At 70.8% G+C, this 26,445-nt stretch carries 26 protein-coding genes; 5 read left to right on the top strand and 21 right to left on the bottom strand.

All coding sequences use genetic code 11. The features are described 5' to 3' along the window. Window positions 1–140: 140 nt before the first annotated feature. Genes ACZ303_RS16265 through ACZ303_RS16255 form a run of 3 tightly spaced genes read left to right on the top strand, consistent with a single transcriptional unit; the run spans window position 141 to window position 2,653 of the window. On the top strand, window positions 141–1,046 hold the full coding sequence (locus ACZ303_RS16265) for a 5'-3' exonuclease (RefSeq protein WP_467339651.1): 906 nt from the start codon (window positions 141–143) through the stop codon (window positions 1,044–1,046). A 47-nt stretch (window positions 1,047–1,093) separates the two neighbouring features. Next, window positions 1,094–1,954 carry a siderophore-interacting protein gene (locus ACZ303_RS16260; RefSeq protein WP_467339353.1) on the top strand — a complete coding sequence of 287 codons (861 nt, stop codon included), beginning with the start codon at window positions 1,094–1,096 and terminating at the stop codon, window positions 1,952–1,954. A 54-nt stretch (window positions 1,955–2,008) separates the two neighbouring features. Continuing rightward, window positions 2,009–2,653 carry a hypothetical protein gene (locus tag ACZ303_RS16255; protein WP_467339351.1) on the top strand — a complete coding sequence of 215 codons (645 nt, stop codon included), beginning with the start codon at window positions 2,009–2,011 and terminating at the stop codon, window positions 2,651–2,653. Window positions 2,654–2,670: 17 nt separating this feature from the next. Here the strand turns inward: ACZ303_RS16255 and ACZ303_RS16250 are convergent, their stop codons facing one another. The 12 genes from ACZ303_RS16250 to ACZ303_RS16195 all read right to left on the bottom strand — a co-directional run bounded on the left by ACZ303_RS16250 (window position 2,671) and on the right by ACZ303_RS16195 (window position 14,973). Beyond that, a complete protein-coding gene (locus ACZ303_RS16250) occupies window positions 2,671–5,496 on the bottom strand; it encodes a DEAD/DEAH box helicase (protein WP_467339350.1) in 2,826 nt (941 codons plus the stop codon). A gap of 45 nt (window positions 5,497–5,541) precedes the next feature. Further along, window positions 5,542–6,435, bottom strand: coding sequence for a diacylglycerol kinase (locus ACZ303_RS16245; protein WP_467339349.1), 894 nt, complete (start codon window positions 6,433–6,435; stop codon window positions 5,542–5,544). An 85-nt stretch (window positions 6,436–6,520) separates the two neighbouring features. Beyond that, on the bottom strand, window positions 6,521–7,438 hold the full coding sequence (gene tatC / locus ACZ303_RS16240) for a twin-arginine translocase subunit TatC (RefSeq protein ID WP_467339348.1): 918 nt from the start codon (window positions 7,436–7,438) through the stop codon (window positions 6,521–6,523). Between the two features lie 60 nt (window positions 7,439–7,498). Further along, window positions 7,499–7,786 (bottom strand): Sec-independent protein translocase subunit TatA, encoded by a 288-nt coding sequence (gene tatA / locus ACZ303_RS16235; protein ID WP_467339347.1) that lies wholly within the window; start codon window positions 7,784–7,786, stop codon window positions 7,499–7,501. Window positions 7,787–8,029: 243 nt separating this feature from the next. Further along, window positions 8,030–8,236, bottom strand: coding sequence for a hypothetical protein (locus ACZ303_RS16230; protein WP_467339346.1), 207 nt, complete (start codon window positions 8,234–8,236; stop codon window positions 8,030–8,032). A gap of 149 nt (window positions 8,237–8,385) precedes the next feature. Further along, entirely contained in the window at window positions 8,386–8,643 is a 258-nt protein-coding gene (locus ACZ303_RS16225; protein WP_467339345.1) for a hypothetical protein, read from the bottom strand. Between the two features lie 11 nt (window positions 8,644–8,654). Next, a complete protein-coding gene (locus tag ACZ303_RS16220) occupies window positions 8,655–9,617 on the bottom strand; it encodes a helix-turn-helix transcriptional regulator (RefSeq protein ID WP_467339344.1) in 963 nt (320 codons plus the stop codon). A 68-nt stretch (window positions 9,618–9,685) separates the two neighbouring features. Further along, window positions 9,686–10,663 (bottom strand): helix-turn-helix transcriptional regulator, encoded by a 978-nt coding sequence (locus tag ACZ303_RS16215; RefSeq protein ID WP_467339343.1) that lies wholly within the window; start codon window positions 10,661–10,663, stop codon window positions 9,686–9,688. A 117-nt stretch (window positions 10,664–10,780) separates the two neighbouring features. Continuing rightward, window positions 10,781–11,152, bottom strand: coding sequence for an FKBP-type peptidyl-prolyl cis-trans isomerase (locus tag ACZ303_RS16210; protein ID WP_467339342.1), 372 nt, complete (start codon window positions 11,150–11,152; stop codon window positions 10,781–10,783). A 153-nt stretch (window positions 11,153–11,305) separates the two neighbouring features. Further along, window positions 11,306–12,202 (bottom strand): FKBP-type peptidyl-prolyl cis-trans isomerase, encoded by an 897-nt coding sequence (locus ACZ303_RS16205; protein WP_467339341.1) that lies wholly within the window; start codon window positions 12,200–12,202, stop codon window positions 11,306–11,308. 131 nt (window positions 12,203–12,333) lie between these two features. Beyond that, complete coding sequence (gene pafA, locus ACZ303_RS16200) at window positions 12,334–13,695, bottom strand: Pup--protein ligase (protein ID WP_467339340.1); 1,362 nt, start codon at window positions 13,693–13,695, stop codon at window positions 12,334–12,336. Window positions 13,696–13,704: 9 nt separating this feature from the next. Next, complete coding sequence (locus ACZ303_RS16195; RefSeq protein ID WP_467339338.1) at window positions 13,705–14,973, bottom strand: MFS transporter; 1,269 nt, start codon at window positions 14,971–14,973, stop codon at window positions 13,705–13,707. Window positions 14,974–15,623: 650 nt separating this feature from the next. Here ACZ303_RS16195 and ACZ303_RS16190 point away from each other — a divergent pair. Further along, window positions 15,624–16,562, top strand: a complete 939-nt coding sequence (locus ACZ303_RS16190) for a LacI family DNA-binding transcriptional regulator (protein ID WP_467339649.1) — start codon at window positions 15,624–15,626, stop codon at window positions 16,560–16,562. A gap of 76 nt (window positions 16,563–16,638) precedes the next feature. Here ACZ303_RS16190 and prcA read toward each other — a convergent pair whose 3' ends face one another. From prcA to arc, 6 genes are all read right to left on the bottom strand, one after another. Then, the gene (gene prcA, locus ACZ303_RS16185) at window positions 16,639–17,406 is read right to left on the bottom strand and encodes a proteasome subunit alpha (protein WP_467339337.1); all 768 of its coding nucleotides are present in this window, start codon (window positions 17,404–17,406) and stop codon (window positions 16,639–16,641) included. Between the two features lie 58 nt (window positions 17,407–17,464). Next, the gene (gene prcB, locus ACZ303_RS16180) at window positions 17,465–18,310 is read right to left on the bottom strand and encodes a proteasome subunit beta (RefSeq protein ID WP_467339336.1); all 846 of its coding nucleotides are present in this window, start codon (window positions 18,308–18,310) and stop codon (window positions 17,465–17,467) included. Beyond that, on the bottom strand, window positions 18,262–18,855 hold the full coding sequence (locus ACZ303_RS16175) for an endonuclease VII domain-containing protein (RefSeq protein WP_467339335.1): 594 nt from the start codon (window positions 18,853–18,855) through the stop codon (window positions 18,262–18,264). The genes prcB and ACZ303_RS16175 overlap by 49 nt, the downstream gene beginning before the upstream one ends. 6 nt (window positions 18,856–18,861) lie before the next feature. Beyond that, entirely contained in the window at window positions 18,862–19,080 is a 219-nt protein-coding gene (locus tag ACZ303_RS16170) for a ubiquitin-like protein Pup (protein ID WP_058045164.1), read from the bottom strand. A 178-nt stretch (window positions 19,081–19,258) separates the two neighbouring features. Continuing rightward, complete coding sequence (dop, locus tag ACZ303_RS16165) at window positions 19,259–20,770, bottom strand: depupylase/deamidase Dop (RefSeq protein ID WP_467339334.1); 1,512 nt, start codon at window positions 20,768–20,770, stop codon at window positions 19,259–19,261. Between the two features lie 317 nt (window positions 20,771–21,087). Beyond that, window positions 21,088–22,854, bottom strand: a complete 1,767-nt coding sequence (gene arc / locus ACZ303_RS16160) for a proteasome ATPase (protein WP_467339332.1) — start codon at window positions 22,852–22,854, stop codon at window positions 21,088–21,090. Window positions 22,855–23,096: 242 nt separating this feature from the next. Here arc and ACZ303_RS16155 point away from each other — a divergent pair, with 242 nt between their 5' ends. Beyond that, entirely contained in the window at window positions 23,097–23,393 is a 297-nt protein-coding gene (locus ACZ303_RS16155) for a ferredoxin (RefSeq protein WP_467339331.1), read from the top strand. A gap of 4 nt (window positions 23,394–23,397) precedes the next feature. On the opposite strand, the gene ACZ303_RS16150 is transcribed toward ACZ303_RS16155, so the two are convergent. The 3 genes from ACZ303_RS16150 to ACZ303_RS16140 form a co-directional block, all read right to left on the bottom strand. Next, window positions 23,398–23,970, bottom strand: a complete 573-nt coding sequence (locus ACZ303_RS16150; protein WP_467339330.1) for a hypothetical protein — start codon at window positions 23,968–23,970, stop codon at window positions 23,398–23,400. 207 nt (window positions 23,971–24,177) lie between these two features. Further along, window positions 24,178–25,083 carry a tRNA (adenine-N1)-methyltransferase gene (locus tag ACZ303_RS16145; RefSeq protein WP_087928842.1) on the bottom strand — a complete coding sequence of 302 codons (906 nt, stop codon included), beginning with the start codon at window positions 25,081–25,083 and terminating at the stop codon, window positions 24,178–24,180. Between the two features lie 9 nt (window positions 25,084–25,092). Beyond that, complete coding sequence (locus tag ACZ303_RS16140) at window positions 25,093–26,397, bottom strand: site-2 protease family protein (protein ID WP_467339329.1); 1,305 nt, start codon at window positions 26,395–26,397, stop codon at window positions 25,093–25,095. Between the last annotated feature and the right edge of the window lie 48 nt (window positions 26,398–26,445).

Below are 26,445 nucleotides of genomic sequence, written 5' to 3'. Positions count from 1 at the left end.
GAGGGCGCGGTGGCGGGGTCCGCTCCGGTGCCGCGCCTGCCCTCGATCATTCGGGGCAAACGGAACAGTGATCCACTTCACATGTCCGCCGGGGCGTGTCAGTGGGATGCGGCATGATCGGGGGCGTGACGCGACGCCTGATGCTCCTCGACACCGCTTCTCTGTATTTCCGCGCCTATTTCGGTGTGCCGGACACCGTGCGGGCCCCGGACGGCACGCCCGTGAACGCGGTGCGCGGCCTGCTCGACTTCATCGCCCGCCTGGTCCAGGACCACCACCCGGACGACCTGGTGGCCTGCATGGACTTCGACTGGCGGCCGCAGTGGCGGGTCGAGCTGATCCCCTCGTACAAGGCGCACCGGGTGGCCGAGGAGGTCGAGGCCGGCCCGGACGAGGAGGAGACCCCCGACACCCTCTCCCCGCAGGTGCCGGTGATCGAGGCGGTGCTCGACGCGGTCGGTATCGCCCGTGTCGGTGCCGTGGGTTACGAGGCCGATGACGTGATCGGCACGCTGGCGGGGCGGGCGCGGGGGCCGGTGGACATCGTCACCGGCGACCGCGACCTCTATCAGCTCGTGGACGACCGGCGGGGGGTGCGGGTGCTGTATCCGCTGAAGGGCGTCGGCTCCCTCCAGGTCGTCGACGAGGCGCTGCTGCGGGAGAAGTACGGCGTGGACGGCGCCGGGTACGCCGATCTGGCGCTGCTGCGGGGCGACCCCAGCGACGGCCTGCCGGGGGTGCCGGGCGTCGGCGAGAAGACGGCCGCGAAGCTGCTGGCCGCCCATGGCGATCTGGCCGGGATCATGGCGGCCGCCGCCGACCCGGCGTCCAAGCTGACGCCGGCGCAGCGCAGGCGCCTGGTGGAGGCGGGCCCGTATCTGGCGGTGGCGCCGAAGGTGGTGCGGGTCGCCTCCGATGTGCCGCTGGCGCCGTTCGACGCGGCGCTGCCCGCCGAGCCGCGCGACCCCATGACGCTGGAGGAGCTGGCCGAGCGCTGGGGACTGGGCGGTTCGTTGCAGCGACTGCTCGCCGTTCTCGCCGGCTGAGCTGTTAAGTTAGGTGTGCCTAACTTAAGTTACCAGGGGAGACAGCCATGGCAGACCGTCCCGTCCGGAAGAAGCCCCAGCTCAACCGCGCGCGCGTGGTGCGCACCGAGCGGCTGACGCCGCACATGGTGCGGGTCGTCCTGGGCGGGGAGGGGCTCGCGGACTTCGGGGCCGGCGAACACACCGACCATTACGTGAAGCTGCTCTTCCCCGTCGAGGGCGTCGCCTACCCCGAGCCCTTCGACATGGAGGTCATCCAGCGCGACCTGCCGCGCGACCAGTGGCCGGTGAAGCGCACGTACACCGTGCGCTCCTTCGACCGTGCCGCGCGCGAGCTGGCCATCGACTTCGTCGTCCACGGCGACGAGGGGCTGGCCGGGCCGTGGGCCGTGGCCGCGCAGCCCGGCACCGAGGTGTTCTTCCTCGGCCCCGGCGGCGCCTACTCCCCCGACCCGGCCGCCGACTGGCACCTGCTCGCGGGCGACGAGAGCGCGCTGCCGGCGATCGCCGCGTCCCTGGAGCGGATGCCGGCGGGCGCGGTCGTCCACGCCTTCGTCGAGGTCGCGGACGCGGCGGAGGAGCAGCGGCTCGACCTGCCCGAGGGCGTCCGGATCACCTGGCTGCACCGCGGCGGCGCGCCGGTCGGCGAGGCCCTCGTCAAGGCCGTGTGCTCGCTCGACTTCCCGGCCGGCGACGTGCAGGCGTTCGTCCACGGCGAGGCGGGCTTCGTGAAGGAGCTGCGCCGCCATCTCCGGGTGGAGCGCGAGATCCCGCGGGAGCGGCTGTCGATCTCCGGCTACTGGCGCCGGGGGCACGACGAGGACGGCTGGCAGGCGTCGAAGCCGGAGTGGAACAAGCAGGTGGAGGCTGAGCAGGAGACCGCGTCCGCGGACACACCGGCCGCCTAGCCCCGGGGCGGTTCCGCGCCGGGCACCGGGCGGGACATCGATACCCTCGGGCCCATGACGACCCGTGCCCGCATAGCCCTGACGAGCGCGGCGGCCGCCGCGCTCGTCCTCACGACGACCGCCGACGCCTGGGCGGACCCCTCCTGGTCGGTCACCGCGGCCGCGCCGACACAGCGCGGCCGCGAGGCCACGTTCACCGTGACGATCGACGACGGCACGCTCGACGACGCCAACGGCTATGTGACCCTCGAATCGCCCGCCTTCGTCAAGAAGATCACCATCAAGGCGAAGCGGTTCCGGGAGGGCAAGAACGGCGTCCCTTACGCCCAGGCCGCCGGCATGGTCCTCTGCGACATCACCCCCGGCACCTACCCCGTGGCGCTCAAGGACCACGGCGAGGGCCAGGCCCTGGACACCGTCGAACTGACCGTGGTGCCGGAGATGGACCCCGGCAACCGCGACTTCTGCGCCGGCCCCAAGAGCTACGACGATGTCGTCGACAAGACCAGCGAGGCCGCGCTGGCGGACGAGGACGAGGATGAGGAGGAGGACGGTTTCGGCATCGGAACCGTGATCGCCGTGAGCGCCGGCTCCGCGCTCGCCGCCGCCGTCCTCACCGCCCTGGGCACCTACACCCTCCTACGCCGCCGCACCCGCGCCGAGGCGGCCCGCGCCACGGAGGACACGGACCGCCCCTGACCGGGGATGCGGTGGGATCAACCCACCGAGGAGTACGCCACCACGCCGCGCAGCAGCCCGTCGACCGCCTTGCGGGCGTTGCGCGTGACGGGGCTGCCCTGCGGCGCGGCCGCCGCGATCTGGCCGAGGACGTCGATCAGCTGCTTGCACCAGCGCACGAAGTCGCCGGCCGGCATCTCGATCTCCCGCAGCACCTCGTCCAGCCCGTGGCCGGAGGCCCACCGGAAGGCCGCCCAGGCGAAGCCCAGGTCCGGCTCGCGCTGGCCGACACCCTCCGCCTGGTTGATCTTGTGCTGCTCCTCCAGGGCGTCCAGCCGGCCCCAGATGCGGACCATCTCGCCGAGCGCCTCCTGGGCCGGGCCCGTGGGCAGCCTGGGCGGCGCCGCGTCGTCGGCCGCCCGGGACTCGTACACCAGCGCCGACGCGCACGCCGCCAGCTCGGCGGGCTTCAGCCCGTCCCAGACACCGTCGCGCAGGCACTCGGAGGCCAGCAGGTCCAGCTCGCCGTAGAGCCGGGCCAGCCGACGGCCGTCCTCGGTCACCTCGTCGGACCGCAGATAACCGAGGTCGGTCAGCAGCGCGCAGATCCGGTCGAAGGTGCGGGCGATGGTGTTCGTCCGGCCCTCGATGCGCCGCTCCAGCTGGCGGGTGTCGCGCAGCAGGCGCTGATAGCGCTCGGCCCACCGGGCGTGGTCCTCGCGCTCGTCGCAGCCGTGGCACGGATGCGCGCGGATCGCGGTGCGCAGCCGGGTGATCTCGGTGTCGTCGGCGGCCTCCGAACGGCGCTTGCGCTGCCGGTCGGGCACCAGGTGCCCGGCCTTGGTGCGCAGCGCGGAGGCGAGGTCGCGCCGCGACTGCGGGGAGCGGGCGTTGAAGGACTTGGGGATCCGCATCCGCTCCAGCGCCTCGACCGGCACCGGGAAGTCGATCGACGCCAGTCGCTTGACCTGCCGTTCGGCGGTCAGCACCAGCGGGCGCGGGCCGTCCTGCGACTCGAAGCCGCGGTGGCGGTCCGTGCGGCCCGCGGGCAGGCCGGGGTCCAGCACCAGCGCCAGGCCCGCGAACTTCCCCGTCGGCACATGGATGACGTCACCGGGCTTGAGCTTCTCCAGCGCCGCCGCGGCCGCGACCCTGCGCTGGGTGGCACCCTGCTTGGCCAGCTCGTTCTCGCGGTCCTTGAGGTCGCGGCGCAGCCGGGCGTACTCCTCGAAGTCGCCCAGGTGGCAGGTGACGGCCTCGCGGTAACCCGCCAGGCCCTCCTCGTTCTTCTGCACCTGCCGGGAGATCCCGACGACCGACTTGTCCGCCTGGAACTGCGCGAAGGACGTCTCCAGCAGCTCCCGCGAGCGGTGCCGCCCGAACTGCGAGACCAGATTGACCGCCATGTTGTACGACGGCTTGAAGCTGGAGCGCAGCGGATAGGTGCGGGTGCCCGCCAGACCGGCGAGGGCGCCCGGGTCCATGGCGCGCTGCCACAGCACGACCGCGTGGCCCTCGACGTCGATGCCGCGCCGCCCGGCGCGGCCGGTCAGCTGGGTGTACTCGCCGGGGGTGATGTCGGCGTGCTGCTCGCCGTTCCACTTGACGAGCTTCTCCAGGACCACCGAGCGGGCCGGCATGTTGATGCCCAGCGCCAGTGTCTCGGTGGCGAAGACCGCCTTGACCAGGCCCTTGACGAACAGCTCCTCCACGACCTCCTTGAAGGTCGGCAGCATGCCCGCGTGGTGGGCGGCGATGCCGCGCTCCAGGCCCTCCAGCCACTCGAAGTAGCCCAGGACGTGCAGGTCCTCGTCGGGGATCGAGGAGGTGCGCTCCTCGACGATCTCCCGGACCCGGGCCCGCGCCTCGGTGTCGTTGAGCCGCAGCCCCGCGTACATGCACTGCTGCACGGCGGCCTCGCAGCCGGCGCGGCTGAAGATGAAGGTGATGGCGGGCAGCAGGCCCTCGGCGTCGAGCCGCTCGATGACCTCGACGCGGCTCGGTGTCCAGATCCGGCTGCGCTGGCGCCGCTCGCGCTCGCGGTCGGCCTCGCGGAGATTGCCGCGCCGGCGGTCGCGGCCGCCGAAGGGGCGGCTGTTCTCCATGCGGGCCAGCCGCACCAGGTCGGGGTTGACCTCGCGGCGGCCGGTCCCGGGGGTGCCCTCGCGGTTGTGCTTCTCCTCGAAGAGGTCGTACATCCGCCGGCCGGCCAGCACGTGCTGCCACAGGGGCACGGGCCGGTGCTCGGAGACGATCACCTCGGTGTCGCCGCGCACGGTGTCCAGCCAGTCGCCGAACTCCTCGGCGTTGGAGACGGTGGCGGACAGGGAGACCAGGGTCACCGACTCCGGGAGGTGGATGATGACCTCCTCCCAGACGGCGCCGCGGAAGCGGTCGGAGAGGTAGTGCACCTCGTCCATGACCACGTGGCCGAGGCCGATGAGGGCCGGCGAGCCGGCGTAGAGCATGTTGCGCAGGACCTCGGTGGTCATCACCAGCACCGGGGCGTCCGCGTTGACGCTGTTGTCACCGGTCAGCAGGCCGACCTTGGCCGCACCGTAGCGCTTGACGAGGTCGCTGTACTTCTGGTTCGACAGCGCCTTGATCGGGGTGGTGTAGAAGCATTTGCGGCCCTGGGTCAGGGCCAGGTGGACGGCGAATTCGCCCACGATGGTCTTGCCGGATCCGGTCGGCGCCGCGACCAGCACGCCCTTGCCCGCTTCCAGTGCCTTGCAGGCCTCTATCTGGAACGGGTCGAGCTCGAATTCGTACATCTCGCGGAAGGGAGCGAGTGCGGTGGCCTGCTCGGCGGCGCGCACCCTCGACAGGGCGTAGCGCTCAGCAGGGGACATGTCGTCGGTCATCTTGTGTACGAGCCTACCGGGGAGGTCCGACACCGCACCCGATCTTTATCGAGCTCCCAGGAGCCGCACGGCGCCCGGCACCGTGACGGCGGTGAGCGGCAGCGGGCCCAGCGGCTCGCCGTCGGCCCAGCCGGTGACGCCGGGCGCCGCGAGCCGCACCGCGGCCGCCCGGTGCACGGTCACGGCGGGGTGGCCGACGTGGGTGCCCTTGTAGACCCTCGGGAAGACCTTCAGGAGCGTGGTCCGGCTGCACGGACCGATGACGGTGACGTCGAACTTCCCGTCGTCCAGGCGAGCGCCGGGGCAGATGCGCATGCCGCCGCCGTACGAGCCGCTGTTGCCGACCGCGACGAGCGTCGCCTCGACCTCCAGCTCGGGCCCGTCGTCGAGGGTGATCCGGTACGCGGTCGTCCGCAGGGCGGCCAGCTCGGCGAGCAGGGCCACGTCGTACCGCAGTCGTCCGGTGGGGAACCGCATCCGGTTGCCGCGGTCGTTGACCCGTGAGTCGAAGCCGGAGGCGAGGACGGTGCCGAACCAGGTGTCACCGGCCCTGCCGAGGTCCACGGCCCGGCCGCCGTCGCCCTTGAGCGCCTCGGCGATGACCCGGCCGGCCGCCGCGGGGTCGCGGACGGGCAGGCCGGCCGCGCGGGCGAAGTCGTTGCCGGTGCCGACGGCCACCACGCCGAGCGGCGTCGGTGTCCCGGCGACCGCCTGGAGGGCGAGCGAGGACATGCCGTCGCCGCCCACGGCTATCAGCGCGCCCGTGCCGGCGGCCACGGCCTCGCGGGCCCGGCGCAGCGCGTCGGGGGCGTTCTCGCCCAGGACGGTACGGACGGAGAAGCCGGCGTCGCGCAGCACCCGGGCCGCCGGCTGCGCGGCGCGCGCGCCCCGCCCACGGCCCGCCGTCGGGTTGACGAAGAGGGTGATTTCGCTGGTCACCCGGGGACGATACCGGGTCGGGGAACGCCTTGGGGCGGTCGCCGGGAAGCGGCCGCCCCACGGCGGAAAGGAGGTGCGTGACGCGTCAGGTCACGTCGTCGTAGCCGGTGCGCCGGGCGGGCCGCTCGCTCAGGGCGGGCAGCGGCTGGGAGTCACCGACCGGCTCCGGGGTGAGGTCCAGCGGTGCGGCCTCGTCGTCGTCCAGCAGACGGTCGGGGTTGCGCCGCGCGCGGCGCTTGTCGTTGAGCAGCGAGAACCCGACGGCGCCGAAGTAGAGAATGATGATCGGCACGGCGAGGACGCACATGCCCAGCGGGTCGGTGCTCGGCGTGGCGACCGCGCCGAAGACGAAGACGCCCATGACGACGCCGCGCCACCACTTGATCATCGTCCGGCCGGTGACCATGCCGGCGATGTTCATCATGACCAGTATCAGCGGCAGCTCGAAGGCCAGGCCGAAGACGAGGATCATCCGGACGGTGAAGTCGAGGATGTCGTCCAGGTTGAGGGTGTTGGCCGCGGAGTCGGGGGTGATGCTCAGCAGCACCCGCATGCTCGTGGGCATGATCACGTAGGCGAGGTAGGCGCCCGCGACGAACAGCGGCGCGGCCGTGGCCACGAAGGCGACCGTGTACTTCTTCTCGTTCTTGTGCAGGCCGGGCGCCAGGAACGCCCACAGCTGGTAGAGCCAGACCGGCGCGGAGACGGTGACGCCGGCCAGCAGGGAGACCTTCACCGTGGTGGTGAACGGCGACGCCAGGCTGTTGAAGACCAGGACCGCACAGTTGCCGCCGCGGCTCTGGCTCAGGTCCCGGCCGGGGCACTTGGGCACCGGGGCGGACAGGAAGTCCATGATCTGCTTGTTGTAGAACGCGGCGACGACGGCCACCACGACGATGGCCAGGACGGCCTTCGCCAGGCGGTTGCGCAGTTCACGCAGGTGCTCCGCGAGCGGCATCCGCCCCTCGGGGTCCTTCTCCTTCTTGCGGGCAGGCTTGAGCAACCCACATCCCTATCTCGTGCGGCAGACGGCGCCATCGGCGGCCGCCCGATCATCCCTGGGTCAGTGCTGCTGCGTCGTGTGGTCGCTCGGCTCGTTCACCGGGCGGGCACCGGCGACATCACCGGGGGCGGCCTTGATCGTACGAGGGGTCTGGGCGGAGGCGGGCGGGTCGGCCGGGGCGGAGGCGTTGTCCTGGCCCTCCGACTTCATGGCCTTGGCCTCGCTCTTGAGGATGCGGGCGGACTTGCCGAGCGAGCGCGCCATGTCCGGAAGCTTCTTCGCACCGAACAGCAGGACGATGACGACGAGAATAAGAATGATCTCGGGGGCGCCGAGCCTTCCGAACATATGCGTTTACCTTCTCACCGAAGCGGCATGAGTGTGGGTACTGCCACCTGATCGGACATTTGTCCATCAGTCGTACGGCAGCGATCGTAACGCGCAGGGGTAAACGCTGGGCAATCCCTGTGCGTACGCCCGGCTGCGACCCTCCGCCTCGTCAGCAGGGTCACCCAAAACAGCGTACCGCCAGGCCCCGGACCCCAGGAAAGGCCGGGACCGCCCAGGGCCGGCCGAGTCGGCCCCGGCCCCTCAGTCCTGGCGCGAAGTGTGCGCGACGTGCGCGGCCAGCGGGGTCGCCGCCCGTTCGAGGTCCTCGGCCGCACGGGTGATACGCCGCGAGCTCTCGGACACCTGTCCGGCCAGTCTCCGCACCTCCACCAGGACCCGGGCGGCGAGCACACCGAGCACGGCGATGCCGCAGAAGGCGAGGGCGATGGCGAGCATGGGCCAGAACATGGGGGCGAGCCTATCGGGGCGGGGGGAGATGGCCGGATTGCGCCGGTCGCGGTGGATCGGACCGGAGCTCCATGAGTCGTACGGATCACACCGTACGGGCGCGGGGCACGGTACGAGTCACACCGTACGGGCGCGGGGCACGGCGCGGCTCACACCGAGGAGTGCAGCCGCAGGGTGCTCACCCCACCGCCCGTCAGCAGCTCCACGATCCGCTCCCCCGCCGGCTTGCGGACGGCCGAGCCGCAGTCGGGGCAGGTGAAGGAGTAGAACGTGGTCCGGTCGCTCGCCCCGATCGCCAGCCGCAGCGCCGCCGCGGCCAGCTCGAAGCGGCCCCGGCAGTCGGGGCAGGCCGCCATGAAGGTCGCGGCGGTGGTCATGCGCGTGTCCGTCGTCGTTCCCGTGTCCATGGTCGGCCCCCTCACTCGCCGTATGCCGCGAGCGCCTCACGCGCCGCGTCCCGGGCGCTGTCCGCCAGCTCCGGCGGGGTGACGATCCGGCCGTCCCGGCCCAGGCGCAGCGCCAGCCGGCGCAGCGAGGCCGGCTCCGGGGTGCGCAGGGTGATCCGCAGGCCGCCCTCGGGCAGCTCCTCGGCCTCGTCGTGCGGGTAGTACTCGGCGACCCAGCGGCCGCCGGGCCCGACCTCGACGACGACCTCGGGGTCCTCCGCGGCCGGCTGCACCAGCCCCTCGGACAGGTCGCGCAGCTCCACGGGCGGCGGGTCGGAGGGCTCGTCCAGCAGTCGGATCTCGGCCACCCGGTCCAGGCGGAAGGTGCGCCGCGCCTCGGAGAGGCGGCACCACGCCTCCATGTAGGTGTGGCCGACGGCGAACAGCCGGATGGGGTCGACCTCGCGCTCGGTGAGCTCGTCGCGGGCGGGAGAGTAGTAGCGCAGCCAGACCCGGCGGCGCTCGGCGATGGCCCGGTCGACGTCGGCGAAGACGCCGCCCTCGGACTCGAAGGTGACCGACAGCCGGGAGCTGGCGCCCGCCGCCTCTCCGGCCGCGGTCTCGATCTTGGCGGTGGCGCGCACCAGCGCCTGCCGGTCGCTCTCCCGCAGGCCCGGGAGGGTGGCGACGGCCCGGGCGGCCACCAGCAGCGCGGTGGCCTCGTCCGCGGCGAGCCGCAGCGGCTCGCCGGTGCTGGTGCCGGAGGCATCGGGGTTGTGCCACCAGATGCGGTCGCCGTCGGTGTCGATGTCCAGCAGATCGCCGCCGCGGAAGCTGGTGCCGCACATCGGCAGCACATCCAGGTCACCGATGAGCTCGTCCTCGGTGATGCCGAAGGCGCGTGCCACATCGGCGACCCGGGCACCGGGGCGCTCCCGCAGATAGGTGACCAGCGACAGCATCCGCCGCGTCTGGTCGATGGCGTTTCCGGCCATAAGAAGTCGGTTCCGTTCCCTTCCGGCTCTCGTCTGATCTGCTCTGCTCGGGTCGGCGTCCGCCCGGGTCAGCCCTTGGCCACGGCGCGCAGCCGGTCGACCACATCGGCCCGCAGCTCGGCGGGTTCGAGGACGATCACATCGGGGCCGAACTCCACCAGCCAGGCGTCCAGCCCGTGCCCGTACGGGATCTCCAGCTCGTCCCACCCGTCACCGAGGTCACGGGCGGACAGGGCGCGGGCCCGCAGCGGATAGCCGTGGCCGGCCCGGACCTTGATCCGGGCGGTGCCGGTGGCGGTCTCCCCCGCCCAGGTCTCGACCGTCTCGCGGACGGTGACGTGGTCGGGCACCGGGGCGGTGAACGGGATGCCCCGGGAGCGCACCTTGCCGGTGATCCGGGAGAGCCGGAAGACCCGCTCGGCGCCGCGGTCGCGGTCCCAGCCGGCCAGATACCAGTGGCCGCGCCAGCACTCCAGGGTCCAGGGCTCGACGTGCCGCTGCTCGGGGCGGGCGGCGTTGGCCTTGCGGTAGTCGAAGATCACCGGGCGGCGGTCGCGGGCGGCGAGCATCAGCGGTTCGAAGGCCGCCTCGTGGACCGGGATGTGCGGTTCGAGGGCGCTGTGGCTCTCGTACGGGTCGTCGGCGAGCGGCATGCCGGCCGCGCGCAGCTTCTGGAGGGCGCCGCTGGCGGCACCGGCGAGGCGGGCCTGCTGCCACACCTTGGCCGCCAGGCCCAGCGCGGCCGCCTCCTCGACGTCGAGGGTGACCGGCGGGAGGCGGTTGCTGTCCCGGCGGGCGAGATAGCCGGTCTCGCCGTCGAGGCTCTCGACCGTCTCGATGATCAGGCCGAGCTCGCGCAGATCGTCCTTGTCGCGCTCAAACATCCGGTTGAAGGCGTCATCGCTTCCGGTCGCGGCGTCCGACAGCCCGAAGGCCTCCCGATATGCCTCGATCGAGGTCCGCAACTCCCGCTTGCTGAGCGGACGACGCGTGCCCAGCAGGCACAGCGCCAGGTTCATCAGCCGCTCGGCCTTGGCAATCGCCATCGACGCCCTCTCTACTTGTGCTCTCAACCGTTGACCGTACCGCTCCGGACTCCTCCGGCAAAAGCCGAGGGCCCATGCCCGTAGGCATGGGCCCTCGGCCCGGGGTTCCCCGAGGTGTCAGACGGACACCAGGTCGCAGACGAAGATCAGCGTCTCGCCCGGCGCGATGGCGTTGCCCGCGCCGCGGTCGCCGTAGGCGAGGTGGGCGGGGATGATCAGCTCGCGGCGGCCGCCGACCTTCATGCCCTGGACACCCTGGTCCCAGCCGGCGATGACCTGGCCGACACCCAGCTGGAACTGGAGCGGGGCGCCACGGTTCCAGCTGGCGTCGAACTCCTCGCCGGTGGAGAAGGCCACGCCCACGTAGTGGACCTTGACCATGTCGCCGGCCTTGGCGACGGCGCCGTCGCCCTCCCAGATGTCCCGGATCTTCAGGTCGGTCGGCGGCTCGCCACCCGGGAAGTCGATCTCGGGCTTGTCGATGCTCACGAAATTGCTCCTACGAAAGAATCTTGTAGACAACCGTGCAAGTCTGGCAGATGTCCGGAGGTGGGATCGGCCGACGCGGTCACTCGACGCGATCAGCGGATCCCTCAGCGGGCCCCTCGGCGCGTTCCTCGGCGCATCCCTCGGCAGGGACGGTCAGCCGACGCCCAGGATGTCGACGACGAAGACCACCGGCGAGTCGAACTGCTTCTGCTGCTCCTCGGTGAGCGCGCTCTTCGGCACGACCATCATCACGCGGCTGCCGACCTTCTTGCCCGCCAGCCCCTCCTGCCAGCCCGGCAGGCTCTTCAGCGCCACCGACTGGATGCCGCCCTGGGTCCAGGTGTTGTCCAGCGGCTTGCTGTCCTTCCAGAGGAAGGCCTCGAAGTGCGTCTTGATGCTGTCGTCCTTGCCGACGGCCTTGCCGTTGCCCTCGATGATCGTCTCGGACACCGCCTTCGACGGGGCGTCACCCTTGGGAATCGTGACCGAGGGGGCCTTGCCGTCGGTGTTCGTGCCCACCTTCGGCAGCGCGTCGTCCTTCTGCTCGACGACCTTGCCCTCGGGCTTGTTCGGCGTGACGCTCTTGAGGTCCACGACAAAGACAAGGGTGGACTTCGGGGGAATCGTCTCGCCCTGGCCCTGGTCGCCGTAACCCTTGTCGGGCGGGATGACCAACTCGACACGGCTGCCGAGCTTCTGGCCCACCAGGCCCTCGTCCCAGCCCTTGACGACCTTGCCGGTGCCGATCTCGAAGGTGGCGGGCTGGCCGCGGTCCCAGCTGTTGTCGAAGACCTTGCCGTTCCACAGCTGACCCAGGTAATTGGCCGTCAGGGCGTCGCCCTTCTTCAGCGTGGCGCCGTCGCCCTCCTTGAGGACCTTGATCTTCAGATCCTTGGGGGCGTCGCCCTTCCCCTTTTCGATCTTGGGCTTCTGACCCTCCGCACCACTGACCGCGGGTGGCTCACCGGACTTGCCGGAGTCGTCGCTGCCGCACGCCGAAGCGGTGACTAGCAGAAGGGGGGCGATCAGCAGGGCTGCGATTCGGCGCACGGAATTCCCTCGAGACGGGCGGCGGTCGGACACATTGGACGGGGCCACTCTAACCATGGCACGCGACAGCGGTGGAGCCCGTGCTCACCGGCCCCACCGCCGTCCGCCCGTACGGCGGCCGCCCACCGCTCCTACATCCCGGCGATCAGCTTCTCCACCCGGTCGTCCACCGACCGGAACGGGTCCTTGCACAACACCGTCCGCTGCGCCTGGTCATTGAGCTTCAGATGCACCCAGTCGACCGTGAAGTCACGGCGCTGCTCCTGCGCCCGGCGGATGAAATCACCGCGCAGCCGGGCCCGCGTGGTCTGCGGCGGCACCGACTTGCCCTCGAAAATCTTGAGGTCATTGCACACCCGGGCCGCCTGACCCCGCTTCTCCAGCAGGTAATACAGCCCCCGGCGACGATGGATGTCGTGATACGCCAGATCTATCTGCGCGACCCTGGGATGGGACATGGTGATGTTGTTCTTGGCGCGGTACCGCTCGATGAGCCGGTACTTCATCACCCAGTCGATCTCGGTCTGGATCCGGTCCAGGTCCTCCTCCCGGATCGCCTCCAGCGTGCGGCCCCACAGCTCCAGGACCCGCTCCACCGTGCCCGTACGGATCCCCCGGCGCTCGCAGAAGTCCACGGCCTTCTCGTAGTACTCCTGCTGGACCTCCAGGGCGGAGGCCTCGCGGCCGCTGGCCAGGCGCACCTTTCGTCTGCCGGTGATGTCGTGGCTGACCTCGCGGATCGCCCGGATCGGGTTCTCCAGGGTCAGGTCGCGCATCACCGTGCCCGCCTCGATCATGCGCAGGACGAGGTCGGTGGCGCCGACCTTCAGCAGCATCGTCGTCTCGGACATGTTCGAGTCGCCGACGATCACATGCAGCCGGCGGTACCGCTCGGCGTCGGCGTGCGGCTCGTCCCTGGTGTTGATGATCGGACGCGACCGCGTCGTCGCGGAGCTGACGCCCTCCCAGATGTGCTCGGCACGCTGACTGACGCAGTAGACCGCGCCCCGCGGGGTCTGCAGCACCTTCCCCGCACCGCACAGCAACTGCCGCGTCACGAGGAAGGGGATGAGAATGTCCGCGAGCCGGGAGAACTCGCCATGGCGGGCCACGAGGTAGTTCTCATGGCAGCCGTAGGAGTTTCCCGCCGAGTCCGTGTTGTTCTTGAACAGATAGACGTCGCCCGCGATGCCCTCCTCATGCAGGCGGCGTTCGGCATCGACGAGCAGGCCCTCAAGAATGCGCTCGCCCGCCTTGTCGTGGGTGACCAGCTCGATCACACTGTCGCACTCGGGAGTTGCGTATTCCGGGTGCGAACCCACGTCCAGGTAGAGACGAGCACCGTTGCGCAGGAAGACATTGCTGCTGCGCCCCCAGGAAACGACACGGCGGAAGAGGTAGCGCGCCACTTCGTCAGGTGACAGTCGGCGCTGTCCCCTGAACGTGCACGTGACGCCGTACTCGTTCTCCAGCCCGAAAATGCGGCGATCCATGACTGAACATTACGCCTGATGCCCTGCTCTGAAACCGGGTTCGACAGCACCGTTCCGATCATTTTCCGACCGGGCCACGACCGTCGACCGGGCATCGGGAGCTCCGAGGGAGCGCCGCGCCAGCACCAGGACGAGCAGGGCGGCCGCACCGCCGCCCACCGCGACCATGAAACCGGCCCGCGCGCCGCCGTGCTCGACCGCCGGGCCCACGAAGGCGGTACCGATGGCCGCACCGACACCGAAGGACGTCACCAGCCACGAGAACGCCTCCGTGACGGTGCCCCGCGGCGCGTGCCGGTCCACGACGACGAACGCGCAGGCCAGCGCGGGCGCCAGGAAGACACCGGCCGCCCCGGCGAGGATCACCATGGTGACGACGCCCGGCACCAGCAGCAGCGGCACGTACCCCACCGCGAGACCGACGACGAGCACCCGCAGCCGCTGCTCCGGGCTCCCAGGCCACTGCCGCGCACCGTAGATCGAACCCCCGATGAGGGCGCCGACGCCGAGGGCCGAGAGCAGGTAGCTGGCGACGTCGCCACCACCGTGGCCGTCACCGTAGGCGACCGCCGCCACGGCGATCGAACCCAGGGCCGAGCCGATGAAGAAGAACGAACCGAGCAGCACCAGCAGCCCGCGCGAGCGCAGCGCGCCCAGCCAGTGCGCCTCGCGGGCCTCGCTGCGCCACTTCCGCGAGGGCGGCGAGGTGACCACGGCGAGGGCGCCCAGGAGACCGAGCACATTGAGGACGAACAGCGCGCCGGCCTCGGACCAGTAGGCCACGATCCGCATGACGATCAGCGGACCGACCACGTAGATCAGTTCCTGCGCGATCGCGTCGAGGGAGTAGGCGGCGTGGATGTCGTCCTCGCTCTTGAGGACCGAGGGCCACAGGGCCCGCAGCCCGCCCTCCAGCGGCGGCGTGAAGAAGCCGGCCACGATCATGGCGAGGTAGGACAGCGGCAGCGGGTCCGTGCCGACCACGGTGAACAGCGTCATGCCGAGTGCGGCCAGGACGGCCGAGGGCAGGATCACGCGCGGCTGCCCGAAGAGGTCGACGGCCCGGCCGAGCAGCGGCTGGCCGAAGGCGTTGGCCACGCCGTAGACGGCGGAGAGCGCACCGGCGAGGGTGTAGCTGCCGCCCTCGGCGCGGACGAAGAGCACGATCGCCAGCGCGGCGGTCGCGTTCGGCAGCCGCCCCACCAGCGTGCCGGTCAGCAGCCGCGCCGCATGCCGCGTCCTGAGCATCTCGACGTATCCGCCGCCCGCCCCTGCCATGGTCCGCCTCTCGTTCGACCCGGGTCGTTTTCGACCGAGCCAGTACGGTTTTACGTATAACTAGCGCCGTTATACGTACCATGGCCGCAGCCCGCGGGTCCAACCGTCGCGGGCCGGTACAGGGGAGGCAGCCAGTGACCAGCGGCGGAGAGACCGGGACCGCGGGGGTGGCCGCGGGGCCCGTCGCCGGGCGCGCGACGGGCGAGGACCGGGGTCCGGACGACTCGGGCGCGCGCGGACGCGCGGACGCGCGGACGCCCAAGGAGGACGGGCCGGGCAGCGGAGCCGGGTCGGCACAGCGGGACGACGCCGACCAGGGCGAGGCAGCCCTCACCGCCGGGGACGAGCCCGGTAAGCCGACCGACCGCCGCGGCGCCCCCGAGGACGGGCCGGGCCACCAGCCCGGTTCCGCACGGGACATCCAGCACGACGACCGAGCCGAGGGCACACCCGGCGGCCGCACCGGCGTGCCCGACCACCCGCACGACGGCCCCGGCGCCCGGCCATCCGCGACCGACGGGACCGTCCCGCTCGACACACCCGGAGGGGACCGCTGGCCCAGCATTCGCGGGCCCCGGACCGGGGCCCGGGCCACCAGCCGGGACGTCGCGCGCGTCGCGGGGGTCTCGCAGGCGACTGTTTCGCTCGTCATGGGCGAGAAATGGCGGGGCCGGGTCTCCGAGCGCACCGCGGAGGCCGTGCGGTCCGCCGCCCGGAGCCTCGGCTACCGGCCGAATCTCGCCGCCCGCAACCTCCGCCTCGGCCGGACCCGAACCGCGCTGATGGTCGTGCCGGCCCTCACCAACGAGTTCTTCGCCCGTGTCTACACGGGCGCCGCCCGCGTCGCCGCCGAGCACGGTGTCGGCGTCGTCCTCTACCCCTCCCCGGAAGGCGTCGGCCCCGCCCGCGACCCCTTCGCCTCGGCCCGCGCCACCCTCGACGGCGTCATCGCGTCCTCCATGGCGGCCGAGGCCCTGACCGCCCTCCGCGAAGGCGGCCTGCCACTGGTGATGCTCGACAGCGACCCCCGGCGCGCCGAGGCGTCGGCCACCGTCAACCTCGACATCGCGGACGGCATGCGCCAGGTCACCGAGCACCTGCTCGCCCTCGGCCACCGCCGCTTCGTCCACCTCGCGGCCGACATCGACTCCTGGACCTTCCACGTCCGGGCCCGCGCCCTGGCCGAGGCACTGCGCGGGGCCGCCGGCACGGACGTGCGCACCGAACCCGCCGCCCTCACCGTCCCCGACGGGCTGCGGGCCGCCGAGCGCGCCCTCACCCGGCCCGGCCCCCGCCCCACCGCCCTGATCTGCGACGACGACATCCTCGCCGCAGGTGCGTGCAAGGCCGCCCGACGCCTGGGACTGCGCGTCCCCGACGACGTCTCGGTGACCGGATTCGACGACCTGTCGCTGGCCACCGCGGTCGAGCCGGAGCTCACCACCGTCCGACTGCCGGCCGAGGCCGTGGGAGAGGCCGGTATGCGCGCGCTGATGGCCGTCCTGGACGGCAGGCCGCCGACCGCGGTGGCCCTGCCGGTGGAGCTCGTCGGCCGCGGCACGACGGCGACGGCGGTCGTCAGCGGCTGAAAACCGTCATAGAAACGCCGGACGGGCTGGGAAATGCAGATCCCAGCCCGTCCGGCGTTTCTTGGGGAGACCCCGACTACTCCTCCGCGTCCCCGGAGCCCTCCGCCTCGGAAGCCGCGGCATCGGCTGCGCCACCGGCCGCGTCCTCCTCCAGCAGGCGGGAGAGCTGCCGACCCAGCAGCCGCTTGAACTTGCGCTGCTGCGGCCGCGTACGGTCCAGGACCGCGACCTCCAGCTGCTCGGCGGTCAGCGTGCGCGCCTCCCCGCCGTTGCTGTCCCGGGTCAAGGACTCCATCGCGAGCTTGAGCGCCTCGGACAGGGTCATCCCGTCCCGGTGCCGCTGGTCGAGATAGCTGCTGATCTGGTCGGCATTGCCACCGACCGCGACCGAGCCGTGCTCGTCGACGATGGAGCCGTCGTGCGGCAGGCGGTAGATCTGATCGTCCTCGGGGCCTGCCCCGACCTCGGCGACGATCAGCTCCACCTCGTACGGCTTCTCGCCGGCGCTGGAGAAGATGGTGCCCAGCGTCTGGGCGTAGACATTGGCCAGCCCGCGCGCGGTGACGTCCTCGCGGTCGTAGGTGTAGCCGCGCAGGTCGGCGTAGCGAACACCGCCGATCCGCAGATTCTCGAACTCGTTGTACTTCCCGACCGCCGCGAAGGCGATCCGGTCATAGATCTCGCTGACCTTGTGCAGCGCGCGGGACGGGTTCTCGGCGACGAAGACAACGCCGTCGGTGTACTGGAGCACGACGACGCTGCGCCCGCGCGCGATGCCCTTGCGGGCGTACTCGGCGCGGTCGGCCATGGCCTGCTGGGGTGAGACGTAGAACGGCGTCGACACCGGCTATCCGTCCCTTTCTGTCAGTGACGAGTCAATTCCACAAGGCATCGGACGGCCCTCAGAGCAGCGCGGCCCGCGGGCCGTCGGGCTCCTCCAGCCGACGCTCGTGGATCGCGCGGACGATCTCGGAGCACTGGGCCTCGGTGAGCCTGCGGAATCCCTCGTCGGTGATGACGGTGACGATCGGGTAGATACGGCGCGCCAGGTCGGGGCCGCCCGTCGCGGAGTCGTCGTCGGCGGCGTCGTACAGGGCCTGGACGACGAGCGTGGTGGCCTGGCTCTCCGTGAGGTTCTCCCGGAAGAGCTTCTTCAGGGCACCGCGGGCGAAGACCGAACCCGAGCCGGTGGCCGCGAAGCCGTGCTCCTCGGAGCGTCCGCCGGTCACGTCGTAGGAGAAGATGCGGCCCTTCTGCCGGTCGACGTCCCAGCCCGCGAAGAGCGGCACCACGGCGAGGCCCTGCATGGCCATGCCGAGGTTGCTGCGGATCATCGTGGACAGCCGGTTCGCCTTGCCCTCCAGGGAGAGCTGGGCGCCTTCGACCTTCTCGAAGTGCTCCAGTTCGAGCTGGAAGAGCCTGACCATCTCCACGGCGAGGCCGGCCGTGCCGGCGATGCCGACGGCCGAGTACTCGTCGGCCGGGAAGACCTTCTCGATGTCGCGCTGCGCGATGACATTGCCCATCGTCGCCCGCCGGTCACCGGCCAGCACCACACCGCCGGGGAACGAGGCCGCGACGATGGTCGTGCCGTGCGGGATCTCGATGGCGCCCTGCACCGGGGGGAGCACCCGGTTGCCCGGCAGGAGCTCCGGGGAGTGCGCGCCGAGGAAATCCATGAACGACGAGGAGCCGGGTGTCAGGAAGGCAGCTGGTAGACGCCCGGTGCTACGAGTGTTGGCTTCCACACGTTTCCTTCCACGTATGCGGCGGCCCGCCTCAACGCGTCCGCCCGATCCTTGAACTGCCCCAACGCCGCGTTGCAGCTGAAGCACAGTACGCCCCGGATTTTACCCGTCTCGTGATCATGGTCCACGTGCTCGGGGCGGGCGTCGAGACAGATGACGCACACGCCGCCTTGCTGTTTCACGAGATCACGCAATTCATCCAGGGTCAGACCATATCTGCGTCGGAAATAGCTGTCGCGATTGCGCTCCGCACGGCATTCCCGGCAGTAGCTCGCCCATCCGTCGGACGAGGTCTTGTTCTTCTCCCACTCGCTGTGAGGCTTCACCTGCTCGCAGTCCGGGCAACGCTTGTGCCCGCGCGGCACAGGCACCCTCACCCGCACCACGCAGCCCTTCGCCTCCTGACGCTGCTTGTAGTACTCGGCAGCGCATACCCGGCAGTACGACTGGAGGCCGTCCTTCAGCGATTGGTTGGAGGCAAACGCATCGCGAGGCAATGTCCGCTTGCATCGAGAACATTTCTTCCCTTGATGCAATTCGGACATTATTTGCTATTCCCCGCCTTTCTGAACAAATGACCTCACGAAATCCTCGGCGTTCTCCTCGAGGACGTCGTCGATCTCGTCCAGTACGGAGTCCACGTCGTCCGACAGCTTCTCCTGTCGTTCCTTGAGGTCCTCCGAGACCTGTGCGTCCTGGGCCTGCTCCTCCACGTCCTCCGTGGATCGCGTGGCCTTCTGCTGCCCGCCGCCGGTGTCCTTGGTCGCCATATCCCTCACCCCGCTCGCTTCGACGTACAAGATCAGAGGTAGTTCAGACGTGCTCGGCCCTACAAGATCCGACCCTACAAGCAGGGTCCGACATCGGCCCTGTACTTGCTACAACGTCCCGGAACCACCGTGATGATTCCCAGAACGCAGCCTTCTCAGACCCCTCGCCGGTCACCGCTCAGCCGCCCGACAGGACCCGTACCAGGTCTTCCGCCGTGCGACAGCGGTCCAGGAGCTCCTTGACGTGGTTGCGGGTGCCCCGCAGTGGCTCCAAGGTGGGGACCCGTTGCAGGGAGTCACGGCCGGGGAGGTCGAAGATGACCGAGTCCCAGGACGCGGCCGCCACGTCGTCGGCGTACTGCTCCAGGCAGCGGCCCCGGAAGTACGCGCGGGTGTCCTCCGGCGGGGCCGTGCGGGCCCGCTGGACCTCGGTCTCGTCCAGCAGCCGCTTCATCCGGCCGCGGGCCGCCAGGCGGTTGTACAGGCCCTTGTCGGCGCGTACGTCCGCGTACTGGAGGTCGACCAGGTGCAGCCGGGCCGCGTCCCAGTCCAGGCTGTCGCGGCGGCGGTAGCCCTCCAGGAGCTCCCGCTTGGCGACCCAGTCCAGCTCGCCGGACAGGCTCATCGGGTCGTGTTCGAGGCGGCCCAGCACGTCTTCCCAGCGGGTGAGGACGTCCTTGGTCTGCTCGTCCGCGTCGGCCCCGAAGCGGTCCTCGACGTACTTGCGCGCCAGCTCGAAGTACTCCATCTGGAGCTGCACGGCGGTGAGGGTGCGCCCGCTGCGGAGCGTGATGAGCCGCTTCAGCGTGGGGTCGTGGCTGACCTGGTGGAGGGTGCGGACCGGCTGTTCGACGGCCAGGTCGGAGGCGATGAAGCCGTCCTCGATCATCGACAGCACCAGGGCCGTGGTGCCCAGCTTCAGATACGTCGAGATCTCCGACAGGTTCGCGTCGCCGATGATCACGTGCAGGCGGCGGTACTTCTCCGCGTCGGCGTGCGGCTCGTCGCGGGTGTTGATGATGGGGCGCTTGAGCGTGGTCTCCAGGCCGACCTCGACCTCGAAGTAGTCCGCGCGCTGGCTGAGCTGGAAGCCGTGCTCGTGGCCGTCCTGGCCGATGCCGACGCGGCCGGCGCCGGTGACCACCTGCCGGGAGACGAAGAAGGGCGTCAGGTGCCGCACGATGTCCGAGAAGGGGGTCTCCCGCTTCATCAGGTAGTTCTCGTGGGTGCCGTAGGACGCGCCCTTGTTGTCGGTGTTGTTCTTGTAGAGATGGATCGGCTGGGCTCCGGGCAGCTGGGCGGCGCGCTCGGCGGCCTCGGCCATGATCCGCTCGCCGGCCTTGTCCCACAGGACGGCGTCCCGCGGGTTGGTGATCTCCGGGGAGCTGTACTCGGGGTGCGCGTGGTCGACGTAGAGCCGCGCGCCATTGGTGAGGATGACATTGGCCAGGCCGATGTCCTCATCCGTGAGCTGGCTGGAGTCGGCGGCCTCACGGGCGAGGTCGAAGCCGCGGGCGTCCCGCAGCGGATTCTCCTCCTCGAAGTCCCAGCGGGCTCGTCGCGCCCGGTGCATCGCCGCCGCGTAGGCGTTGACGATCTGGGACGAGGTGAGCATGGCATTGGCGTTCGGGTGACCGGGGACGGAGATCCCGTACTCCGTCTCAATGCCCATTACTCGCCGTACGGTCATGCGGCCCTCCTTGCCCGGCGGCGCCCCCTGGTGGGGTCGGCGCTCAAGTACCGCTGCGCATCCGGTCCGTGTCCGGTCCCCGATCCCCCACTGCGCATCGCGGCGGTATCGAAGAGCCTAGAACGGCTTTGCGGCGGTGGGGAGATCATTACAGTCATTGCTCCGGTTCGTGCCGTACCCGGTCGATCAATGCCCCCGTGCCGGAATCCTGGCGGAAATGCGGCCCGGCTGCCCGGAAAAACACGTCCGGCCGCGGACGCCCCGGGCGTCCTCCCGCCGGGGCGGGTGGACAGGGCATTCGCGGCCGGACGACGTTCTTACAGGTACTGACCGGTATTGGCCACCGTGTCGATGGAGCGACCGGTGTCGGCGCCCTGCTTTCCGGTGACGAGGGTACGGATGAAGACGATCCGCTCGCCCTTCTTGCCGGAGATCCGGGCCCAGTCGTCCGGGTTGGTGGTGTTGGGCAGGTCCTCGTTCTCCTTGAACTCGTCCACGCAGGCGGCGAGCAGGTGGGAGACGCGCAGACCCTTCTGGTTGTGGTCGAGGAATGCCTTGATGGCCATCTTCTTGGCCCGGTCCACGATGTTCTGGATCATGGCGCCGGAATTGAAGTCCTTGAAGTACAGGACTTCCTTGTCACCATTGGCGTAGGTGACCTCCAGGAAGCGGTTCTCCTCGGATTCCGCGTACATCTGCTCGACGACCGACTGGATCATGCCGGCCACGGCGGACTTCGCGTCGCCGGCGTGCTCGGCGAGGTCGTCCACGTGGATGGGCAGGGTGGCGGTCAGGTACTTCGAGAAGATGTCCTTGGCGGCCTCCGCGTCCGGACGCTCGATCTTGATCTTCACATCGAGGCGGCCGGGGCGCAGGATCGCGGGGTCGATCATGTCCTCGCGGTTGGAGGCGCCGATGACGATGACGTTCTCCAGGCCCTCCACGCCGTCGATCTCGGAGAGCAGCTGCGGGACGATGGTGTTCTCCACGTCCGAGCTGACTCCGGAGCCGCGGGTGCGGAAGAGGGAGTCCATCTCGTCGAAGAAGACGATGACGGGGGTGCCCTCGCTCGCCTTCTCCCTGGCGCGCTGGAAGATCAGCCGGATGTGCCGCTCGGTCTCGCCGACGTATTTGTTGAGCAGCTCGGGGCCCTTGATGTTGAGGAAGAAGCTCTTCCCCGCGGGCTGTCCGGTGACCTCGGCGACCTTCTTGGCAAGGGAGTTGGCGACGGCCTTGGCGATGAGCGTCTTGCCGCAGCCGGGCGGGCCGTACAGCAGCACGCCCTTGGGCGGCCGCAGTTCGTGCTCCTTGAAGAGGTCGGGGTAGAGGTAGGGGAGCTCGACCGCGTCGCGGATCAGCTCGATCTGGTTTCCCAGGCCGCCGATCTTCGTGTAGTCGATGTCGGGGACCTCTTCGAGGACGAGCTCCTCGACCTCGCTCTTCGGGATGACCTCGTAGACGTAGCCGGAGCGGGGTTCGAGCAGGAGGGCGTCGCCGGGGCGGATGGTGATGTCCAGCAGCGGCTCGGCGAGCCTCACCACCCGCTCCTCGTCGGTGTGCCCGATGACCAGGGCGCGCTCGCCGTCCTCAAGGATCTCCTTGAGGGTGACGATGTCCCCGGCCCGCTCGTACTCCATGGCGTCGACCACGTTGAGGGCTTCGTTGAGCATGACCTCCTGGCCTCGCCGGAGGTCCTCGAGCTCGACGCTGGGGCTGACATTGACCCGGAGTTTGCGGCCTCCGGTGAAGATGTCGCAGGTGCCGTCCTCGTTCGCCTGCAGAAAGACCCCGAAGCCGGCCGGCGGCTGTGCGAGCCGGTCGACCTCCTCCTTGAGTGCCACGATCTGGTCGCGGGCCTCACGGAGGGTATTGGCGAGCCGCTCGTTCTGAGCGGACACGCCGGCCAGGTTCGTCTGGAGCTCGACGATCCGCTCTTCGAGAATCCTCGTGTGACGCGGAGAGTCGGCGAGCTTGCGTCGCAGGACGGCGATCTCCTGCTCGAAATAGGCAACCTGGCTCGCGAGGTCGTCAGACCCTCGTCCCGGCCGGATGCCGCGGTTCATGTCGTCGTCGTGGGCTGCCACGGTCCTCACCTCCTCCAAGGGGAGCTGGACGCTTCCTGACCCTACCTGGGCCGGTGCAGGTTGAAACCCCTAGATCACAAACCCGGTCGGAGTGTGTCCGATCTTCACCCTTGCGCACGTCCTCACAGCAGGGGAATACCCACCCATCAACATCGGAAAGCGGGCGGTTGTATCGTCGAGTCGGTCAACACCCGTCAGGGCTGGCTCCAATTGGTTCACGTACGTAGGAAACGGCAGGCGAGATGACCGTGCAGGACGAAGGACTCGGCGACCTCGAGGTCTGGATCGACCAGGACCTGTGCACCGGCGACGGAATCTGCGCCCAGTACGCCCCCGAGGTCTTCGAGCTGGACATCGACGGTCTGGCGTATGTGAAGAGCCCCGAGGACGAGCTGCTCCAGGCCCAGGGTGCCACCACGCCCGTACCGCTGCCGCTGCTCGCCGACGTGCGGGAGTCGGCGAAGGACTGCCCCGGCGATTGCATCCACGTCCGCCGGGTTTCGGACAAGGTCGAGGTCTACGGCCCCGACGCCGAGTGACCCCTCACACACTCCCCGCGACCGGCAGGGCGGTGAGGACGAACTTGCCGCCCTTCCACCGCCATTCGACGGTTCGGCTGCGGTCCGGGCAGCAACGCGGCACCTTCGGGGTGGAGTAGCCGAGCAGGGTGGCCGAAATGGTCCCGCCGGTCACCGCGAAGCGCGTGACGCTCATCCTCTCGCCGGGGTCGACCAGGGTCGCCAGGACGCGCGGCGGTTCGCCCGGTCCGGCGGCCGGGCCGAGGACGTAGACGCCGCTGGGCGGGGTGCCCGCGCCGGAGCGGCAGCGGACGACGGCGGTGGTCTCGGGGCGTCCGTCGCCGTCGAGGTCGGCGGCGGCCCGCCGGACCACGTCCACGCCGGCGTCGCCGCAGTCCAGGGGATAGCGCGCGGCGTCCGGGTCGGGCGCCGCCGCGGGCGCGGCGACGGGCGCGGGCGCCGAGGCGGTGGCGGTGTCGTCAGCCGGGCCGGACAGCGCGGTGGCGGTGATCACGGCGGCGAGCGCGGCGGCGGTGACCGCCCAGTGCGCCGCGCGGGGGCGGGAGTGCGGGAGCGGGTCGGATACCTCGGGGGTCACGGTCGGGCCGGGTCCTGCCGGTGACTGCACGCGCGCTGACTCCTGTGGGCGGTGACTGCGGGGTCGATCCGCATCGTGCCATACGGCGGGGCGCCGGGGAACAGGGGGTTTGCCCGTGGTGGAGCTCAACGAACGGGCGCCGCCGCCGAGTTCCGCGATGCGGTTCTCGGCGGCGGCGCCGGGGTGAGGGTGCGGCCGGGAGTGGACTCAGCGCTCGGCGGAGCCGCTCTGGCTGCCGGGACCGTCGTAGTCCTCGCCGTAGGCGCCCTTCGCGGGGCGGCGGCGGCGCAGCGGCGGCTCGACGCCGTCCGCGAGGCGGCGGGCGGTGAGCAGGAAGCCGGTGTGCCCGATCATGCGGTGGTCCGGGCGGACGGCCAGGCCCTCCACGTGCCAGGTGCGGACCATGGTCTCCCAGGCCGACGGCTCGGCGAAGCAGCCGATCTCGCGGATGGACTCGACGGTCCGGGCGAGCTGGGTGGTGGTCGCCACGTAGCAGCAGAGGATGCCACCGGGGACGAGCGCCTTGCGGACGACCTCGAGGCACTCCCAGGGGGCGAGCATGTCGAGGATCACGCGGTCGACGTCCGTGTCGGACAGGTTGTCCTGGAGGTCGCCGACGGTGAGCTGCCACGCGGGGTGGGGGCCGCCGAAGTAGCGCTCGACGTTCTGGGTGGCGATCTCGGCGAAGTCGGCGCGGCGCTCGTAGGAGTGCAGCATGCCCTGGTCGCCGATGGCGCGCAGCAGGAAGCTGCTCAGGGAGCCGGAGCCGACACCGGCTTCCACGACGCGGGCGCCGGGGAAGATGTCGGCCATCGCGAGGATCTGCCCCGCGTCCTTCGGGTAGACCACCGCGGCTCCGCGCGGCATGGACAGGACGTAGTCGGGGAGCAGGGGGCGCAGCGCGAGGTAGGCGACGTTTCCCGTGGTACGGACAACACTGCCCTCGGGAGCACCGATCAGCTCGTCGTGCGGGAAGGCACCCTTGTGGGTGTGGAACTGCTTCCCGGCTTCGAGCGTGAAGGTGTAGTGGCGTCCCTTGGGGTCGGTGAGCTGGACCTGGTCCCCGACCTGGAAGGGGCCGCGTCGGCGGGCGGCACCGGTCGGTTCGGACATGTGACCAGCCTACCGGCCCTGGGGCTGGGGTCGCGCCATCGCTGCCACGAATGCGCGTTCGACGTCGGTGGTGGAGAGCACTCCGTAGACCTCGCCGGTGTCCTCGACCACCAGGTATTCGCTGGCGGGGGTAGTGCGCAGGACGTCGAGGAGGTCCTCGCCGGAGAGCTCGGCGGAGACCCGCATGCCGTCCTTGATGTCCTGGGCGACGGCGCTGACGGCGACCCAGGGGCGGCGGTGCTCGGGGACGCCGACGATGGCGGACTCGCGGACGAGCGCGGTGGGGGTGCCCAGGCCGTCGACGACCACGAGGGCGCGGGCGCCGGCTTCGCCTGCGCGGCGCAGGGCCTCGGACAGGGGCGTGACCGCCTCGACGGGGACGGCGCGGCGGGTGAGGGTGCGGGCCCTGAGGTCGGGGAGGCGTTCGCGCAGGCGGGCCATGCGCAGGCTGTTGCCGGCGCCGGTCCAGATGATGGCGGCGAGGATCGCGGCGAGGAGGGCGTCGGTGAGGGAGTCGACGCCGCCGAAGCTCTCGGAGTCGTCGCCGACGCCGCCGGCCCGGGTGAGCAGGGGCAGGCCGACGAGGACGGCGACGGCGAGGGCGCGGCCGATCCAGGCGGCGGCGACGGTGCCGGTCATGGGCTTGCCGCTGATCTTCCAGACGACCGCGCGGAGCATGCGGCCGCCGTCCAGGGGGAGGCCGGGGAGCAGGTTGAAGGCCGCGACGAGGAGGTTGGAGACCATCAGGCCGCCCAGGAGGACGCCGGGGACGGTGCCGGGCTCGACGGCGAGGAGGGCGAGGTAGAAGACCCCGGCGAGGATCAGGGAGAGCAGGGGGCCGACGAAGGCGAGGACGAATTCGCGGCCCGGGGTCTCGCTCTCCTTCTCGATCTCGGAGACGCCGCCGAAGAACTGGAGCTGGATGCGGCGCACGGGCAGCTTGAAGCGCAGGGCCGCGACGGTGTGCGCCAGCTCGTGGACGAGCACGGAGGCGTAGAAGGCGATGGCGAAGAAGAGGGAGACCAGATAGCGGGCGCGGCCGAGCTCGGGCAGGACGCGGTCGAGCTGGCCGCCGAAGACCCAGGTGATGAGGGCGGCGACGAGGAACCAGCTGGGCGCGACGTAGACGGGCACGCCGAAGGGGCGGCCCATGAGGATGCCGCCGCCGCTCTCGCGCGGCCTTCTCGGCTTGCGCTCCCCGGGCTCGCCCTGGGTCCCGGCGCCCCCGCTGCCGGACCGGCCCTGCCCGCTGTCGTCCACGGTGTCCCCTCGTCGGATGCGGCCCCCGCACCCCAGGTGCGTTGTCTCGATCATGCAGTGCGAGGGGGTCTGTCGTCGATGGTATGCGGCCGACTGTCAGTG

The organism is Streptomyces sp. NPDC023527, assembly GCF_055560115.1.
This window is presented reverse-complemented; position numbering and strand designations above follow the sequence as displayed.